Origin of the sequence: Pseudomonas sp. KUIN-1, assembly GCF_009176725.1 — a bacterium.
Classification (GTDB): Bacteria; Pseudomonadota; Gammaproteobacteria; order Pseudomonadales; family Pseudomonadaceae; genus Aquipseudomonas; species Aquipseudomonas fragariae.
The window spans coordinates 1490303-1507486 of the sequence record NZ_AP020337.1 but is presented as its reverse complement, the minus strand read 5'-3'; the positions used below and the strand labels follow the sequence as shown (position 1 = coordinate 1507486).

General features: G+C 57.9%; 16 protein-coding genes and 1 pseudogene. 4 read left to right on the top strand and 13 right to left on the bottom strand.

Annotated features, from left to right (window positions below; translation table 11 throughout):
• Positions 1-160 precede the first annotated feature (160 nt).
• The 11 genes from thrC to ffh all read right to left on the bottom strand — a co-directional run bounded on the left by thrC (position 161) and on the right by ffh (position 10590).
• Positions 161-1570, bottom strand: a complete 1410-nt coding sequence (gene thrC / locus KUIN1_RS07255; RefSeq protein WP_003314231.1) for a threonine synthase — start codon at positions 1568-1570, stop codon at positions 161-163.
• Between the two features lie 104 nt (positions 1571-1674).
• On the bottom strand, positions 1675-2979 hold the full coding sequence (locus KUIN1_RS07250; RefSeq protein ID WP_024639874.1) for a homoserine dehydrogenase: 1305 nt from the start codon (positions 2977-2979) through the stop codon (positions 1675-1677).
• A 136-nt stretch (positions 2980-3115) separates the two neighbouring features.
• Positions 3116-3856, bottom strand: coding sequence for a bifunctional protein-disulfide isomerase/oxidoreductase DsbC (gene dsbC / locus KUIN1_RS07245; protein ID WP_004406382.1), 741 nt, complete (start codon positions 3854-3856; stop codon positions 3116-3118).
• A gap of 214 nt (positions 3857-4070) precedes the next feature.
• On the bottom strand, positions 4071-4796 hold the full coding sequence (locus KUIN1_RS07240) for a hypothetical protein (RefSeq protein ID WP_116886363.1): 726 nt from the start codon (positions 4794-4796) through the stop codon (positions 4071-4073).
• Positions 4797-5193: 397 nt separating this feature from the next.
• Positions 5194-5871, bottom strand: coding sequence for a hypothetical protein (locus KUIN1_RS07235; RefSeq protein WP_152091909.1), 678 nt, complete (start codon positions 5869-5871; stop codon positions 5194-5196).
• Positions 5872-6010: 139 nt separating this feature from the next.
• Positions 6011-6907, bottom strand: coding sequence for a site-specific tyrosine recombinase XerD (gene xerD / locus KUIN1_RS07230; protein WP_011266933.1), 897 nt, complete (start codon positions 6905-6907; stop codon positions 6011-6013).
• Positions 6908-7010: 103 nt separating this feature from the next.
• On the bottom strand, positions 7011-7361 hold the full coding sequence (gene rplS / locus KUIN1_RS07225; RefSeq protein ID WP_002552524.1) for a 50S ribosomal protein L19: 351 nt from the start codon (positions 7359-7361) through the stop codon (positions 7011-7013).
• A 44-nt stretch (positions 7362-7405) separates the two neighbouring features.
• Positions 7406-8158 (bottom strand): tRNA (guanosine(37)-N1)-methyltransferase TrmD, encoded by a 753-nt coding sequence (gene trmD, locus KUIN1_RS07220; protein WP_002552523.1) that lies wholly within the window; start codon positions 8156-8158, stop codon positions 7406-7408.
• Positions 8159-8163: 5 nt separating this feature from the next.
• A complete protein-coding gene (rimM, locus tag KUIN1_RS07215) occupies positions 8164-8703 on the bottom strand; it encodes a ribosome maturation factor RimM (protein ID WP_004406396.1) in 540 nt (179 codons plus the stop codon).
• Between the two features lie 5 nt (positions 8704-8708).
• Positions 8709-8966, bottom strand: a complete 258-nt coding sequence (rpsP, locus tag KUIN1_RS07210; RefSeq protein WP_002552521.1) for a 30S ribosomal protein S16 — start codon at positions 8964-8966, stop codon at positions 8709-8711.
• Between the two features lie 247 nt (positions 8967-9213).
• Positions 9214-10590, bottom strand: a complete 1377-nt coding sequence (ffh, locus tag KUIN1_RS07205; protein ID WP_004406399.1) for a signal recognition particle protein — start codon at positions 10588-10590, stop codon at positions 9214-9216.
• Between the two features lie 213 nt (positions 10591-10803).
• Here ffh and KUIN1_RS07200 point away from each other — a divergent pair, with 213 nt between their 5' ends.
• The 3 genes from KUIN1_RS07200 to KUIN1_RS07190 all read left to right on the top strand — a co-directional run bounded on the left by KUIN1_RS07200 (position 10804) and on the right by KUIN1_RS07190 (position 14337).
• Positions 10804-11616, top strand: coding sequence for a cytochrome C assembly family protein (locus KUIN1_RS07200; protein ID WP_004406400.1), 813 nt, complete (start codon positions 10804-10806; stop codon positions 11614-11616).
• A gap of 12 nt (positions 11617-11628) precedes the next feature.
• A complete protein-coding gene (locus tag KUIN1_RS07195) occupies positions 11629-12876 on the top strand; it encodes a CNNM domain-containing protein (RefSeq protein ID WP_004406402.1) in 1248 nt (415 codons plus the stop codon).
• A 150-nt stretch (positions 12877-13026) separates the two neighbouring features.
• Positions 13027-14337, top strand: a complete 1311-nt coding sequence (locus KUIN1_RS07190; protein WP_024659769.1) for an MFS transporter — start codon at positions 13027-13029, stop codon at positions 14335-14337.
• Positions 14338-14407: 70 nt separating this feature from the next.
• On the opposite strand, the gene purT is transcribed toward KUIN1_RS07190, so the two are convergent.
• Positions 14408-15589, bottom strand: coding sequence for a formate-dependent phosphoribosylglycinamide formyltransferase (purT, locus tag KUIN1_RS07185; protein ID WP_004406408.1), 1182 nt, complete (start codon positions 15587-15589; stop codon positions 14408-14410).
• A 103-nt stretch (positions 15590-15692) separates the two neighbouring features.
• Positions 15693-15917, bottom strand: a pseudogene (locus KUIN1_RS07180) (preQ0 transporter); the annotation flags it as partial.
• A 61-nt stretch (positions 15918-15978) separates the two neighbouring features.
• Between KUIN1_RS07180 and KUIN1_RS07175 the strand changes: the two are divergent.
• Positions 15979-17156 (top strand): IS3 family transposase gene (locus KUIN1_RS07175; protein ID WP_162833982.1). Its coding sequence is split into 2 segments (ribosomal slippage): positions 15979-16249 and positions 16249-17156, totalling 1179 coding nucleotides; the frame shifts between segments, so codons are not numbered across the junction.
• The last annotated feature ends 28 nt before the right edge of the window (positions 17157-17184 follow it).

Below are 17184 nucleotides of genomic sequence, written 5' to 3'. Positions count from 1 at the left end.
ATCTCGATGTGCTGCCTGTCTCCCTGACTACGCTTTGCATACTTGCCTGCTTCACTACGAATGACCCGACTCTATGGTTCGAAAAACCAGCGAAGTTTGGCACGTAGAAACAGAAAGGCCCGCCAGATGGCGGGCCTAAAGTTGTTACACAACGCTTCTGTCAGAGCGGTTTGCCGCGATTGCCGTGCTGGCTGACAAACGCCTGTATGGCTTTCAGGTCATTTGGCAGAACCGTACAGCGCTCGTCGCGCTCGAACAAATCAGACAAATGTGCAGGTAGTTCAAGCGCTTTTCCTACACCGGCTTTCTCAACCGCTTCCGGAAACTTGACCGGATGCGCGGTGCCCAGAATCACCATCGGCGTGTCCAGACTGCGCCGGCATTCGCGCGCAGCCTTCACCCCGATAGCGGTATGCGGGTCGAGCAACTCGCCAGTGCTGGCGAACACTTCGGCGATGGTCGTGCAGGTGTCCTCGTCACTGACTGCCAGCGAATCGAACAGTTTGCGGGTCTCGGTCCAGCGCTCTTCCTCGACGCTGAAACCGCCACCCTGGCGGAACGTGCTCATCAACTCGGCAATGGCAGCGCCGTTGCGACCGTGCATGTCGAACAGCAGGCGCTCGAAGTTGGACGACACCATGATGTCCATGGAAGGCGACAGCGTGGCGTGCAGGGTTTCCTTGACGTACTGATTGCCGCTCATGAAGCGGTGCAGGATGTCGTTGCGGTTGGTGGCAACGATCAACTGATTGATCGGCAGGCCCATATTGCGCGCCAGATAACCGGCAAAGATGTCGCCGAAATTACCGGTCGGCACCGAGAACGACACCGAACGCGCAGGTCCGCCCAACTGCAGCGACGCGTGGAAGTAGTAGACGATCTGAGCCATGATCCGCGCCCAGTTGATCGAGTTGACCGCGACCAGAGGAGTGCCCTTCAGGAAGCTCTGATCAGCGAAGCTGGCCTTGACCATTTCCTGGCAGTCGTCGAAGTTGCCTTCGACTGCGATGTTATGAATGTTGTCGCCGAAGATCGTGGTCATCTGCCGACGTTGTACATCCGATACCCGGTTATTCGGGTGCAGGATGAAGATGTCGACGTTGTCGCAGCGACGGCAGCCTTCGATGGCCGCAGAACCGGTGTCGCCCGAGGTCGCGCCGATGATCACGACACGCTGGCCACGCTTGGCCAGAATATAGTCGAGCAGGCGGCCGAGCAGTTGCAGTGCGAAGTCCTTGAACGCCAGCGTCGGGCCATGGAACAGTTCGAGTACCCACTCGTTGCCATGCAGCTGGCGCAGCGGCGCAACAGCGCTATGGGCAAACACGCCGTAGGTCTCTTCGAGAATCTTTTTGAAGTCGGCATCCGGGATGCTGCCCGCCACGAAGGGGCGCATCACCCGGAAGGCGAGCTCGTGATAAGGCAGACCTGCCCAGGAAGCGATCTCTTCCTGCGTGAAGCGCGGCAGGTTTTCCGGCACGTAGAGGCCACCATCGCTGGCCAGACCAGTCAACAGCACGTCTTCAAAATTCAATGCAGGCGCTTGCCCGCGAGTACTGATATAGCGCATGGGATCAAACCTTCGGTTCGAGCTGCAAGCTGGAAGCTGCAAGCTGCAAGTCCAAAACGATCGGCGTCTGACTTGTAGCTTGTAGCTGACCGCTTGCCGCTGCCTTAATTAAGATGTTCGACGCGAATACGGACTACCGGGCCCACCACATCCTGCAACGCTTCCAGGGCCTGGATGGCGTCATTGATACGCTGCTCCACTACCCGGTGGGTCAACAGGATCATCGGCACCAGGCCATCATGTTCTTCGACATCCTTTTGCATGATCGATTCGATGTTGATGCCACGCTCGGACAGGATGCTCGCGACCTGAGCCAGCACGCCCGGGTGATCCTTGGCCTGAATGCGCAGGTAGTAGGCGCTTTCGCAGGCTTCGATCGGCAGGATCGGGTGAGCGGACAACGAATCGGGCTGGAAGGCCAGATGAGGGACCCGGTTTTCCGGGTCGGAGGTCATCGCACGGACCACATCGACCAGATCGGCCACCACCGAAGACGCGGTAGGCTCCATACCGGCACCCGCGCCGTAGAACAGCGTCGAGCCGGACGCATCGCCATTGACCATCACGGCGTTCATGACGCCGTTGACGTTGGCGATCAGGCGATCGGCCGGGATCAGGGTCGGGTGTACGCGCAGTTCGATGCCTTGCGCCGTGCTGCGTGCAACGCCCAGGTGCTTGATGCGATAGCCCAGCGCTTCGGCATAATTGACGTCTGCAGTGGTCAGTTTGGTAATGCCTTCGGTGTAGGCCTTGTCGAACTGCAGCGGAATGCCGAAGGCAATGGAGGCCAGAATGGTCAGTTTGTGCGCCGCGTCGATACCTTCTACGTCGAAGGTCGGATCGGCTTCGGCATAACCCAGGGCCTGAGCTTCGGCCAGAACATCCGCAAAGGTACGGCCCTTCTCGCGCATTTCGGTGAGGATGAAGTTGCCGGTGCCGTTGATGATGCCGGCAACCCAGTTGATACGGTTCGCCGACAGGCCTTCACGAATGGCCTTGATGACCGGGATGCCACCGGCAACCGCTGCTTCAAAAGCGACGATCACGCCCTTCTCACGCGCCTTGGCGAAGATTTCGTTGCCATGCACCGCGATCAGCGCCTTGTTGGCGGTCACCACGTGCTTGCCGTTTTCGATGGCCTTGAGGACCAGTTCGCGGGCAACGGTATAGCCGCCGATCAATTCTACGACGATGTCGATTTCAGGGTTGGTCGCAATGGCAAACACATCGCTGGTGGTCGGCGTACCGGTAATCTGGCAATTGGGATTTGGTGTACGAACCGCAATTTGCGCCACTTCGATTCCGCGCCCGGCACGGCGGGCAATCTCCTCGGCGTTACGCTGAAGTACGTTGAAGGTACCGCCACCGACAGTACCCAGCCCACATATGCCTACTTTGACCGGTTTCACTGATGAACTCCCCGAAAAACAGCCGAACCTGAATCGGCTGTGGAAAAACTGCCGCATGGCGCCATGCGGCTGAAATTTTGACGACACTTCGGCCACTTGCCCCCTGTCTGCACAAGGCGCGCCTGAAAACACCGGTTTATTTGGCGCTCAATGCCAGTTTGGCAACCTGAGCCGCAGGCTGATAACCCGGAATCACCTGACCGTCAGCGAGGACAATCGCAGGCGTGCCGTTGACGCCGATCGACTGACCGAGCTCATATTGCTTGCTGACCGGATTGTCGCATTTGGCGGCCTTGATGTCCTTGCCATCGACCATACGGTCCATCGCGCCCTTGCGATCCTTGGAACACCACACGGCCTGCAACTGCTCGTCACCCGGAGAACCAAGCCCCTGACGCGGGAATGCCAGGTAACGGACTTCGACACCCATCTTGTTCAGCTGGCCGACTTCTTCGTGCAGCTTGTGGCAATACGGGCAGGTCGTGTCGGTGAATACGGTGATGTGCGACTTGGTCTCGCCCACCGCCGGGTAGATCACCATCTCGGACGCAGGAATGGCGTTGATGGTCTTGGAAATGGCCAGACGCTCGGTCTTCTCGGTCAGGTTGACCGGCTTGCCGTTCTGCACCTGAAACAGATAGCCCTGAACCACGAACTGACCGTCGGCGCTGGCGTACAGAACGCGGCCGCCCTTGAGCTTCACTTCATAGAGGCCATTGAGCGGGCTCGGCGAGATACTCTCGACCGGCAGCTGCAATTCCAGCGAGTCGAGCGTCTTGCGGATAGCCTGATCGGGGGCTGCATCAGCCAGGGCAGACATACTGAAGGTGCCGGCCAGCATCAAAGCCGCGGCAGCGAAAATCTGTGGCAAACGCATGAAAACTCCTATGACGGCGGACAGGCTGGCAACTGTCGAAAAAAGGCGCGCCAGCCTTGATAGGCGAAACCGGCAAAGCCTACCACATAAGGCCCGCGGGGCCGACAGGCCGTCATGATTCGGGAGGTTTCCCTGATGAATTGCAGATTTTTCCTGTGCAGATCGGGATAGGGCTGTCACAGCCCCTATCCCCGGCAAACGCTTTACCCGCGCCTTACTTTTTGACCGAGCCGTCTGCGTTGTAACGCTCGATGATCGTCAGCTTCAGTAGCGCATCGGTGCCGTCGCAATCAGTCATCCAGGCAAACCATGCCTTGTTTGGAAAGTCCTCACGCTTGTAAGTCTGCATAAAGTTCTTGCTTCGCCACGACTTCAAATAAACGTCTTGAGCATCCGTGCGGTCAATCGAGAACTTACTGCTTCCACCATCTGCTATCCCGGCCAGATAAACATATCCAGGCTCTTTTGTTTTATGGACCCAACCGCCGTCGCTAACGGCTAAGTAAATGGGCGGCTCTGGCTCGGGGGATTGAGAGGCCGTGATTTGGTTTGCAGGAGGCGGGGTTCTGTCTTGTGAAACAGACACTGAAGCACGGACTGTATTTAAGGCAGCGTCAGACGGAGAGTAAAATTTAACCCGCTCCTCTGGCTGTTCGCGCTCCTCCGTAACTGTCTTGTCAAAAGATTCCTCAATCAGATCATTAGTCTTTGGAGGTATTTTATCCGCCGCCGCAAACCCTTTGAAAAACATAACGTAGTTGCCCTCATCATTGGGCTCAAAGTAAATCCTGATCGATTGCGTGAGCAGTGAATTGGCACACAGCTCCTCCACCTCTTTCGTATCGCTTCCTCCCGCAGTAATTTTGGAAAACCCCAGCTTGGTACCGTCCTTGAGGTCCAGCGTCGCCAGAAATGAACGCTCTTTTTTTTCGTCAGACATGTCAATCATCCTTGATAGTGAGTTTCAGATAACCTCATCCTGATGGTAGCTGTTCGAAGAAACATCGCCCGCACGTCTCAATAACGATTGGAAATAACCGGCATAAAAATCATCGCACTCCTTCATGCCGCTGACATCAGAACATTAACCTCGAGGATGATGCGTCACATGCATAACCTGCAACCGCTGATACCGGGGCTGCACCAGCCAGGGCAGCATACTGAAGGTGCCAACCAGCATTTAAGCCGGCGGCAACGAAGATCCGGAGTAAAACCTGAAAACTTCTATAACGGCGGACAGGTTGGCAACTGTCGAAAAAAGAGTGCCCACCTTGACAGGCGAAACCGGAATGGGGGCTGTCACAACCCTCATCCCCGGCAAATGCTTTACCCGCGCCTTACTTTTTGACCGAGCCGTCTGCGTTGTAACGCTCGATGATCGTCAGCTTCAGTACCGCATCGGTGCCGTCGCAGTCAGTCATCCAGGCGAACCATGCCTTGTTTGGAAAGTCTTCACGCTTGTAAGTCTGCATGAAGTTCTTGCTTCGCCACGACTTCAAATAAACGTCTTGAGCGTCCGTGCGGTCAATCGAGAACTCAATATTTTTACAACCTGATATCTGCGCCAGATAAGCCCATCCAGAATTCGTTGTTGCATGAACCCATCCTTGTTCGTTGATACCTAAATAGACAGGAACTTCCTGCTTAGGAGGCTGAGCTGCAGGTGCAGGTGCAGGTACTGGTGCTGCAGGCTGGGTTGGAGGATCCTCCTCATCCTCGAGGTAAAACCACTCGTCCTCAGTTCCTGGCTCACCCGTAGGCGCTTTATCCTCAGCTACTTTAGCCTGCGGTAAATATTTAGCAGGGACCTCCTTAACAATCATTGCATAGTTGTTGTCTATTTGAGGCTGAAAATACACACACAAGGATTTCGTTGCCAACGAATTGGCGCAGAGAAACTTATGGTTCTCGACCTTTCCTCCTGCCGCAATTTTGGAAAATGCTAACTTTGTAAGGTTTTTATCGGCCAGATCCAGTAGTGCGAGAAAGGGTAGCCCTTTTTCTTCAATAGCCATGTTGATCATCCTTGATAGTTGGTTTCAAGCGCCCTCACCTAAAGAATAGCCATACCCTCCAAAAAAAAGGATCTTCTGCAAGAACGATTTGGAATAATCATTCATCAAACCGCGCAATGACTCACAGCAGAGAGGCTCACTAACCGCGCGGATGATGCCTGGCATGCATCTCCTGCAACCGCGCACGCGCCACATGGGTGTAGATCTGCGTGGTCGAGAGATCACTGTGCCCGAGCAACATCTGCACCACGCGCAAGTCGGCACCGTGATTGAGCAGATGGGTGGCGAAGGCGTGGCGCAGGGTGTGCGGCGACAGGGATTTGCCGATGCCCGCAACAGTCGCCTGATGCTTGATACGGTGCCAGAAGGTCTGGCGGGTCATCTGGTCGCCGCGAGTGCTGGGGAACAGGACGTCGCTGGGCTTGCCGCCCAACAACTCGTCGCGAGCACCACGCAGGTAACGCTCGACCCAGACGATGGACTCTTCGCCCATGGGCACCAGTCGCTCCTTGCTGCCTTTGCCCATCACGCGCAGCACGCCCTGACGCAGATTGACCTGCTCCAGGGTCAGGCTGATCAATTCGGTCACGCGCAGACCGCAGGCATACAGCACCTCAAGCATGGCGCGGTCACGTTCGCCGATGGGCTCGCTCAGGTCGGGGGCGGCAAGCAATGCTTCGACGTCGGCTTCGGAGAGCGACTTGGGCAACGGCTTGCCCAGCTGAGGCATGTCGATCTGCAGGGTGGGATCGACGGCAATCAGCTTTTCACGCAGCAGGTAGCGATAGAAGCCACGCGCGCCGGACAGAAAACGCGCGGTAGAACGCGGCTTGTAGGCATTGTCCACGCGCCAGGCAAGATGATCGAGGATGACTTCACGCCCGGCACTGATCAGATCAACGTTGCGCTCCTGCAGCCAGCCGTTGAACAGCGCCAGGTCACTGCGGTAAGCATCCCGGGTGTTGTCGGACAGCCCCTTCTCGAGCCAGAGCGCGTCCAGAAACCGGTCAATCAGCGGGTGGTCGATGGCAGCCATGTTCACTCAGTGCATATGTCGGTAGACAAGGGATGAATCATCAAACAACAGACAGCAAAAAGGCAGCCCTGAGGCTGCCTTTTTTATGCATCGAAAAACTGTATCAGGACAGTTTTTCCTTGATGCGCGCTGCTTTACCGGACAGGTCACGCAGGTAGTACAGTTTGGCCTTGCGAACGTCACCGCGACGTTTCACAGCCATGCTGTCGATTTGCGGGCTGTAAGTCTGGAAAGTACGCTCAACGCCAACACCGTTGGAGATTTTACGAACAGTGAAAGCACTGTTCACGCCACGGTTACGCTTGGCAATGACAACGCCTTCGAATGCTTGCAGACGAGCGCGGTCGCCTTCCTTCACTTTAACCTGGACGACAATGGTGTCGCCTGGTGCAAAGGTAGGGATCTCTTTGGTCATCTGCTCTGCTTCGAGGGCAAGAATGATTTTGTTAGTCATGCTGGTGCTCCTAAGGTAATCCGTCTGGATCGACCATCGATACGTTAACTATCGTCCCGCTCGCGGATGTATTCCGCCAGCAGCTTCTTCTCTTCTCCAGAAAGCGAGCGGCTTTCCAGAAGATCAGCGCGTCGTTCATAGGTCCGCCCAAGGGACTGCTGTAAACGCCAACGCCGGATGTGCGCGTGATTGCCACTTAGCAACACGTCGGGAACACGCTGATCCGCATACACCTCAGGTCGGGTGTAATGCGGGCAATCCAGCAGACCGTCCGTGAAGGAATCTTCCTCCGCGGAGTCCACATGCCCTAAAGCTCCAGGCAGCAGCCGCGTAACCGCGTCAATCAGGACCATCGCCGGCAGCTCGCCACCGGAAAGAACATAGTCACCAATCGACCACTCTTCATCGACATGAGCATCAATAAAACGCTCGTCAATGCCTTCATAACGACCGGCGATGAGGATAATCGCTTCCTCCTGCGCCAGTTCGCGTACCGCAGACTGATTCAGCTGGCGGCCTTGTGGCGACAGGTAAATCACCTTCGCCGCATCCCCTGCCGCTTGCCTGGCCTGAACCAGAGCATCTTCAAGGGGCTTGATCTTCATCACCATGCCCGGACCACCGCCAAATGGGCGATCATCCACAGTGTGATGGCGATCAGTGGTGTAATCCCGCGGATTCCAACAAGTGAGCTGCAACAGCCCTTGTTTCACCGCACGGCTGGTAATGCCGTATTCGCTGATGGCGGAAAACATCTCGGGAAACAGACTGATGACTTCTATGCGCAGGCTGGCCATGGCATTCAGAAGTCCGCGTCCCAATCCACCTTCATCTCGCCAGCAGCCATATCGATTGCCAACACGCATTGCTCCGTATAGGGCAACAGGCGTTCGCGATCATCCAGGCTACCCGCGCAGGGCTTTACAACCATTACATCGTTCGAACCGGTTTCGAGCAGGTGATCGATTTTCCCGAGCAGTTGCCCGAGTTGGTCGATGACCTTGAGGCCTTCAAGCTGGTACCAGTAGTACTCGCCATCGTCCAGATCAGGGAACAGGTTACGCGGCACGCAGATTTCGTAACCGGACAGAAGACGCGCTTCTTCACGATCATCGAGACCCTTGAGCTTTGTGACCAGAAACTTGCTTTGCAAGCGTCCGCTGACCAACTCCACCTGTTTATCAACGCTGCCTTCGCGCCGAAGCGTCCAGGTTTTGTAGTCCAACAGGTTTCCAATCGGATCAGTAAAGGAATAAACCTTCACTTCGCCGCGAACGCCATGAACCGAGTAAATCTTGCCAATGACGATCAGATCGTCGGCAGATGCAGGCGTCGCGTTCATAAGACTCAGGCCGCGGCCTTGGTCTTGTTGTGCTCTTTGAGCAGCTGGGCAACGCGCTCGGAAGTTTGTGCACCCACGCTCAACCAGTAGTTGACGCGTTCTTCGTTAACGGACAGACGGATTTCCTGACCACGGGCAACCGGGTTGAAGAAACCAACCTGTTCCTTGTGGGAACCGTCACGAGCGTTGCGGCTGTCGGTTACGGTCAGGTGGTAAAACGGGCGCTTTTTGGAGCCGCCAAGGGCAAGACGGATGGTTAGCATTGAACATCGTTCCTGTAGTCGGTGCTGCAAATCTAAGATGCACAGCGGGCATAGGTGCCCGAAAGGCCGCATATTCTAAGGAATATCCCGACTTTTGCAAATGTCTTTTTCCGGCGCCTATCGGCATGCCTTCCAGATTTGCGAGGGAGCTGTCGGTATGACAGCCGGTAAAAGCCCGCATAGCGCGGGCTGACTGGGGGTCACCCCCCAGATGGGAAGCGTGCAAAGCGTCTTGCACGCGACGCAATTACATTTTTGGCATGCCGCCACCGGGGAACATTCCCCCCATGCCGCGCATCATTTTGGCCATTCCGCCCTTGGCGGAGAATTTCTTCATCATCTTCTGCATCTGCTTGTGCTGCTTGATCAGACGCCCGATGTCCTGAACCTGAGTGCCCGAGCCCATGGCAATGCGGCGCTTGCGCGAACCGCTGACCAGATCCGGATCACGGCGCTCGGCAGGGGTCATCGAGTTGATGATGGCTTCCATCTGCTTGAACTGTTTTTCCGCTGCGCCCTGAGCGTTGCCCATCTGCGACAGGTTGACGCCGCCGATGCTCGGCAGTTTGTCCATCAGGCCGCCAAGGCCACCCATGTTCTTCATCTGCTGCAGCTGGTCGCGGAAGTCTTCGAGGTCGAAGCCCTTGCCCTTCTTGAGCTTTTTCGCCAGCTTGTCGGCCTTGTCCTTGTCGAGAGTCTGTTCGGCCTGCTCGATAAGGCTGAGCACATCGCCCATGCCGAGGATGCGTGAGGCGATGCGGTCCGGGTGAAACGGCTCCAGCGCCTCGCTCTTCTCGCCCATACCGATGAACTTGATCGGCTTGCCGGTAATGGCACGCACCGACAGCGCCGCACCACCGCGGGCATCACCGTCGACCTTGGTGAGAATCACACCGGTCAGCGGCAGTGCATCACCGAAGGCCTTGGCGGTATTGGCCGCATCCTGGCCGGTCATGGCATCGACCACGAACAGCGTCTCGGCCGGCTTGACCGCCGCATGCAGCGCCTGGATCTCGCCCATCATCTCGACATCGACGTGCAAACGACCGGCGGTGTCGACGATGACCACGTCAATGAACTTGAGCCTGGCTTCTTTAATGGCCGCCTGGGCGATGTCCACCGGCTTCTGGCTGATGTCGGAGGCGAAGAACGTCACGCCGATATCGTTGGCCAGGGTTTCGAGCTGTTTGATGGCCGCGGGACGGTAAACGTCGACCGACACCACCATCACGGTTTTCTTCTTGCGCTCTTTAAGGAAGCGCGCCAGCTTGCCGGCAGTGGTGGTCTTGCCCGCGCCCTGCAAACCCGCCATGAGGATGACGGCAGGCGGCGTGACATTGAGCACCAGGTCTTCGTTGGCGGCGCCCATCAGGCTTTCGAGTTCGGCCTGGACGATCTTCACGAAAGCCTGACCTGGCGTCAGGCTGCGCGACACCTCGGTGCCGACGGCGCGTTCCTTGACGTTATTGACGAAGTCTTTGACCACCGGCAAGGCGACGTCGGCTTCGAGCAACGCCATACGCACTTCGCGCAAGGTATCTTTGATGTTGTCCTCGTTCAGCTTGGCCTTGCCAGTAACATGGCGCAGCGTCTGCGAGAGGCGGTCAGTCAGATTTTCAAACATGCGCGATCCTTTCAGGCTCTCGTCGAACCCCGGTTGATGCGGCCCGGCCCGTAATGCAGAAATGGCGCTCGGCGAGCCTGCGGCTTGAGCAGGTCGCGGATTATAGCGAAGACTCCGTCGCACGGACACCACGCAGACTGCTTCTGTGGTCTTTCGTGATTTGCCGGTTCTATGCCAAACTCAGCGTCTTTTCAGGCCCGTCCATCAGGATCTATGTCCCCTTTGCCACCCAGCCTGCTTCCCAGCCTCGCCGCCGCCATCATTTATGCCGCTGCGACCGTCTATCAGAGCCTGCGTCTGAGCCAGGCCGTCAAGCCCGACAAGCGGCTGCTTTGCCTGCTTGGAGCGTTGGCGGTCATCGCACATGCCATTGGTCTGTTTTCCCAATTGACGCATTCCGTCGGTCTTGGTCTGGACTTCTTCAACTCCGCCAGCCTTATCGCGGCGTCGGTGATCGTCGTCACCCTGATCGCCACATCGCGCATCCCGGTGGAAAACCTGCTGGTGTTGTTGTTCCCTTTAGGGATGGTCACTGTACTGCTCGCCCAGTTCGCCCCTAGCGGCACTGTGCAGCCGATCATGGAAGAGCCCGGCATCCTCAGCCATATCCTGCTCTCTCTGCTGGCTTACGGGATGTTTACCATTGCTGCATTCCAGGCGCTGCTGTTGCTGTTGCAGGACTACCGCCTCAAGCACAAGCACCCTTCCGGGCTGATCAAGAACTTCCCGCCGCTGCAAACCATGGAAAGTCTGCTGTTCGGCTTTCTGTGGGCTGGCTGGTCGTTGCTCTCGCTGTCGCTGATTTCCGGCTGGCTGTTCGTCGAAAACCTGTTTGCCCAGCATCTGGTGCACAAGACCCTGCTGGCCTGTCTGGCCTGGATAGTGTTCAGTGTGCTGCTGTGGGGGCGTAACCGCCTTGGATGGCGTGGACACAAGGCCATTCGCTGGACGCTGGGCGGTTTCTGCCTGCTGATGCTCGCCTATTTCGGCAGCAAGCTGGTACGCGAATTCATCCTGCACATCTGACGGGCCCTGATCATGGATAATCTGCCCCTGGGCCCGTTGCTCGGAGTCCTCGCCCTACTGCTGCTGTGGGCCGGCCTGCTGACTGCGGTCGAAGCCGCTCATCATCAAGTCAAGGCGATGCGCTCTGCCAGCCGCCCGGAAAAGTCGGCGCCGCTCCCCGAACTGGCCTTCAACCTGAACAGCCTGATTCTGGGCAATACGCTGATCCGAGTACTGATCAGCGTGATCGCAACGCTGATCGCCGCCAATTACTGGCTCTACAACGGTCCGACCGTGGCATGGCTCGCTACCGTGAGCATCATGCTGGTCTTCGCCGAATACATGCCGCGCCGCCTGGCGAACCGCCACCCTGTCTCGACGCTACTGCTGGGCAACGGTGTGCTGCGCATCCCGATGAAGATCATCTGGCCGCTGGCCTACGTGTTCAATGTTCTGGCCAAGACACTGCTGCGTCCCTTCCTGTCTCGCGCCGTACAGCAGCAGGATCAGGACTTCGAAGACGACACGCAAAATACTCCGCGCAACGATGCCGCCCAGGAATACTCTCCGCGTGCCAGCGTGCTGTCAGGCATTCGTGCGCTGGACAGCATTACCGTCAATGACATCCTGATCCCGCGCAACGAAGTGGATGGCGTCAACCTTGATGACCCCATGGACATGATCATCGAGCGTCTGATCATTTCACGGCACACGCGCCTGCCGGTCTATCACAACGATATCAATCAGGTGCAAGGCGTCATCAATACCCGAGACATCAGCCACCTGCTGCCCAAGGGCACTTTGACCAAGGAGCAGTTGCTGGCGGTCTGCTACGAGCCTTATTTCGTACCGGAAAGCACCCCGCTGCAGTTGCAGCTGCTGAATTTCCACAAACAGCAGCGGCGTCTCGGCGTGGTGGTCGATGAATACGGGGAAGTGCTGGGCATCGTTACCCTCGAGGATATTCTCGAAGAGATTGTCGGCGAGTTCGAAAGCGAGCAGCGGCTGGATAACCCGCACGTCAAACAACAGGACGACGGGCGTCTCGAAGTCGAAGGCGCAGCGTCCATCCGCGATTTGAACAAGAGCCTTGGCTGGCACCTGCCGTCAGACGGCCCGAAAACCGTCAACGGACTGGTTACCGAGGCACTGGAAACCATCCCGGACGCTCCGGTGTGCTTGAAAATAGGGCCTTACCGGCTGGAAATCCTCGAAACCGAGGACAACCGCGTCAAGCGTGTCGCCATGTGGCAGAACACGCTGGTCCGCACTTTCAAATAGCTGTCTGCGTTCAAATAGATTCCTGAACCGCCCTTGCCTCTCGACCCATTCGGGTTACTCTGCTCGACGCCGCACCCACAATCACAATAAATGCACGCTTGCCGGAATACGGTCGATGCCGACCGGCGAGTCGACTGTCAGGAAATCCGCATGACCAGCACCCCGCTCTCTCGCGAAGATCACGACGCGCACGCAAAGCCGGTGAATTCGACGACCCGCGTCGCCACGGCCAGCTTTATCGGCACGGCCATCGAGTTCTACGACTTTTACGTGTATGCCACCGCCGCCGCCCTGGTGATCGGTCCGGTATTCTTTCCACAGACCTCGGGCACCGCCCAGATGCTGTCGTCATTTCTGACCTTCGGCATCGCCTTTCTCGCTCGCCCTCTGGGGTCGGCGCTGTTCGGTCACTTCGGTGACCGGATCGGGCGCAAGTCGACCCTGGTGGCCTCGCTGCTGTTGATGGGGATCTGCACCACGCTGATCGGCGTATTGCCCGGCTACGCGACGATCGGGGCGTGGGCGCCGATTCTGTTGTGTGTGCTGCGTTTCGGTCAGGGGCTTGGCCTGGGTGGCGAATGGGGTGGCGCGGCGCTGTTGGCGACCGAGAATGCCCCGAAAGGCAAGCGCGCCTGGTTCGGCATGTTTCCGCAACTGGGCCCTTCGATCGGCTTTCTCGCCGCCAACGGCCTGTTTCTGGCGCTGGCCATGACCCTCGATGACGAGCAGTTCCGCGCGTGGGGCTGGCGGATTCCATTTCTGCTCAGCGCCGTACTGGTCATGGTCGGGCTGTACGTGCGCCTGAAGCTGGAAGAGACGCCCGTGTTCGCCAAGGCCATGGCTCGCCACCAACGGGTCAGCCTGCCCATCGTGGAAACCTTCAGCCAGCACTGGAAACCCATGCTGCTCGGTGCGGCTTCGATGGTGGTCTGCTACGCGCTGTTTTATATCTCGACGGTGTTTTCGTTGAGCTACGGCGTGGCCACGCTGGGCTATACGCGTGAAACGTTCTTGGGGTTGTTGTGCTTTGCGGTGCTGTTCATGGCAGCGGCCACACCACTGGCCGCACTGGCGAGCGATCGCTTCGGGCGTAAGCCGGTGTTGATTGTGGGAGGCGTGCTGGCGATCCTTTCAGGTTTTACCATGGAGCCACTGTTGACCCACGGCAGCACCTGGGCTGTGGCGCTGTTTCTGTGCATCGAACTGTTTCTGATGGGCATCACGTTCGCCCCGATGGGCGCACTGCTACCGGAACTGTTCCCGACACAGGTTCGCTACACCGGCGCATCGGCGGCCTACAACCTGGGCGGAATCGTCGGAGCGTCGGTCGCCCCCTTCTTCGCCCAGAAACTGGTGGCGATGGGTGGCCTGAGCTGGGTGGGCGGGTATGTGTCTGCTGCAGCGCTGATCAGCGTGCTGGCGGTGTTGAGCCTGAAAGAGACGAGAGATAGGGAGCTTTGAGCTGCAAGCTGCAAGAAGAAGCGTGGTGCTCTTTCTTGCAGCTTGAGCCTTGAGGCTTACCGCTGCGCCCCTACAGTTCTACGTTTACCGCCTGCGATGCCCGGGTCGCTTTGGCCCGAGCGGCTTCAATGGACTCGTCACGCGCCAGGGCAACGCCCATGCGCCGCTGACCGTTGACTTCCGGCTTGCCGAACAGACGCAATGCGGTATCAGGCTCGGCCAGCGCAGCGCCGAGGTTGGCGAAAGCGGTTTGCGTGGACTGGCCTTCGACCAGGATCACTGCCGAAGCCGAAGGGCCGAACTGACGGATCAACGGAATCGGCAGCCCCAGAATCGCGCGCGCGTGCAGGGCAAACTGCGACAGGTCCTGAGAAATCAGCGTCACCAGACCGGTGTCGTGCGGGCGCGGCGAGACTTCGCTGAACCACACCTGATCGCCCTTGATGAACAGTTCGACGCCAAACATCCCGCGTCCACCCAATGCCTCGGTCACCGCCTTGGCAACCCGCTCGGACTCTGCCAGCGCAACCGGGCTCATGGCCTGCGGCTGCCAAGATTCCTGATAGTCGCCCTTTTCCTGACGATGCCCAACCGGCGCGCAGAATGTGGTGCCACCGATGTGACGCACGGTCAGCAGGGTGATTTCGTAATCGAAGTCGATGAACCCTTCGACGATGACACGCCCTTTACCAGCGCGACCACCCTCTTGCGCGTAATCCCAGGCTTTCTGCACGTCATCGGTGCTCTTGAGCAGGCTCTGCCCCTTGCCCGAAGAGCTCATGACCGGCTTGACCACACACGGGAAACCGAGGTCTTCGACCGCCTTGCTGTACGCCTCGAAGGTGTCGGCAAAGTGGTAAGGCGAGGTCGGCAGCTTCAGCTCTTCAGCCGCGAGACGACGAATTCCTTCGCGGTTCATGGTCAGTTGCGCGGCGCGCGCGGTCGGGATCACGGTGAAGCCTTCGGCCTCGAGCTCGACCAGCGTTGCGGTGGCGATGGCTTCGATTTCCGGAACGATGAAGTGCGGCTTCTCGGCCTCGATGACTGCGCGCAGTGCCGCACCGTCGAGCATGTTGATCACATGGCTGCGATGAGCGACCTGCATGGCTGGCGCGTTCTCGTAACGGTCAACAGCGATCACTTCAACGCCTAGGCGCTGCAGCTCGATCACGACTTCCTTGCCCAGTTCGCCGCTACCGCAAAACAGTACGCGCGTCGCGGTGGGCGACAGTGGAGTTCCGATTTGAGTCATCTCAGGTCCTCGTGAAGCAGATGTCGAGGGCTGCCCGCCGTATGCAAGCAACCGCTGTGAAGAAAGGCGCGCAATTTACCACGAAGCCCCGGCAAATGGGCGCTCAGCCTGGACACGCACTGTTGCGCGCCCGCCAGGCCATGATCATCCAGACAATGGTCACGCCAGCGAACTTCGATGCCAGCGCGGTGAGCACGACCGGCGCCGTCAGGGCGTCGATCATGCCGAAGAAGATAAAGGTATCCAGCGGAATGCTGAGTGCCGAGCTGATCCACAACCGATCACGCAACGGGCGTCTGGTAATGCTGAACACCAGCCAGTCAATGCATGACCTTGCCCCTGAAAAACGTATCCCTTGCCAGGTGCCTCAATAGCCGCAAGGATACGACATGACTAAGCCCAAGACAGATCGCGTTAAATACACCCTTGAGTTCAAACTTGAGGCCGTGCGACTGGTCGATACAGGCCTGACGCTTGCTGCCGCTGCCCGCTCTCTGGGTATATCCGACCAGACCTTGTTCAACTGGGTCAAGGCGCATCGCCAAGGCAGGCTGACCGGCGCTGACATCAAGTCTGTCACTCCCGAGCAGATGGAGATAAGCCGTCTACGAGCCGAGCTGGCACGCGTCAAGATGGAGCGCGACATTCTGGAAAAGGCGACGGCGTACTTCGCAAAAGCATCCAGCTGAAGTACGCGTTCATCTTTACTCATCGCCGTCTCTGGCCTATCGGTGTGCAGTGCCGGGTGCTGGGCGTCAGTGCGACCGGCTTTCATTGCCACCAAGCTCGCTGTGCAGTTAATTGCCCTCAACGAGGTTTAAGCGACGCAGCATTGCTCGTCCACATTCGCGCCGCTCATGCCCGCAGTCGTGGCAGCTACGGCTGGCCCAGGATCTGGCACGGTTTGCTGGCTGACGGCGTTCGCGTCGGCAAAGAGCGTGTGCAAAAGCTGATGCAGCTTCATGGTATTTGCGGCAAGGGCAAACGACGTTTCAAAGTGACCATTGATAGCGCTCATGACTTACCCATTTCGGAGAACCTGCTGGATCGCCAGTTCGCCGTGATGGAGCCTGACAGAGCTTGGGTGGGCGACATCACCTACATCCCGACAGATGAGGGCTGGCTGTTTCTGGCGGTAGTGGTAGACCTGTTCAGTCGCCAGATCGTGGGCTGGTCGATGGACGAGCGCATGAAAAGCAGCCTGGTGATTGATGCGTTGCGCATGGCCTGGTTCAAGCGTCATCCACATAAGGCCTCCGGACTGCTGTTTCATAGTGATCGCGGGAGCCAGTACGCCAGCTTTGATTTTCGTCATGTCCTTCAGGGCTACGGGATTGTCAGCTCGATGAGTCGACGGGGCAATTGCTGGGATAACGCGTGCAGCGAGACCGTGTTCGGCTCGTTGAAGGTGGAACGTCTGCATGGCTTGAAATTCAAAACCCGACGCGCTGCCAAGGACGAGGTCATTAACTGGCTGCTGTGGTACAACCAAGAGCGCCTGCACTCGACGCTTCATTACGTAAGTCCGATGCAATACGAGCAGAACTGGCAAAGGCAACAACCTTAGATACTCAACCCCGACGCCGGGTTAAGGG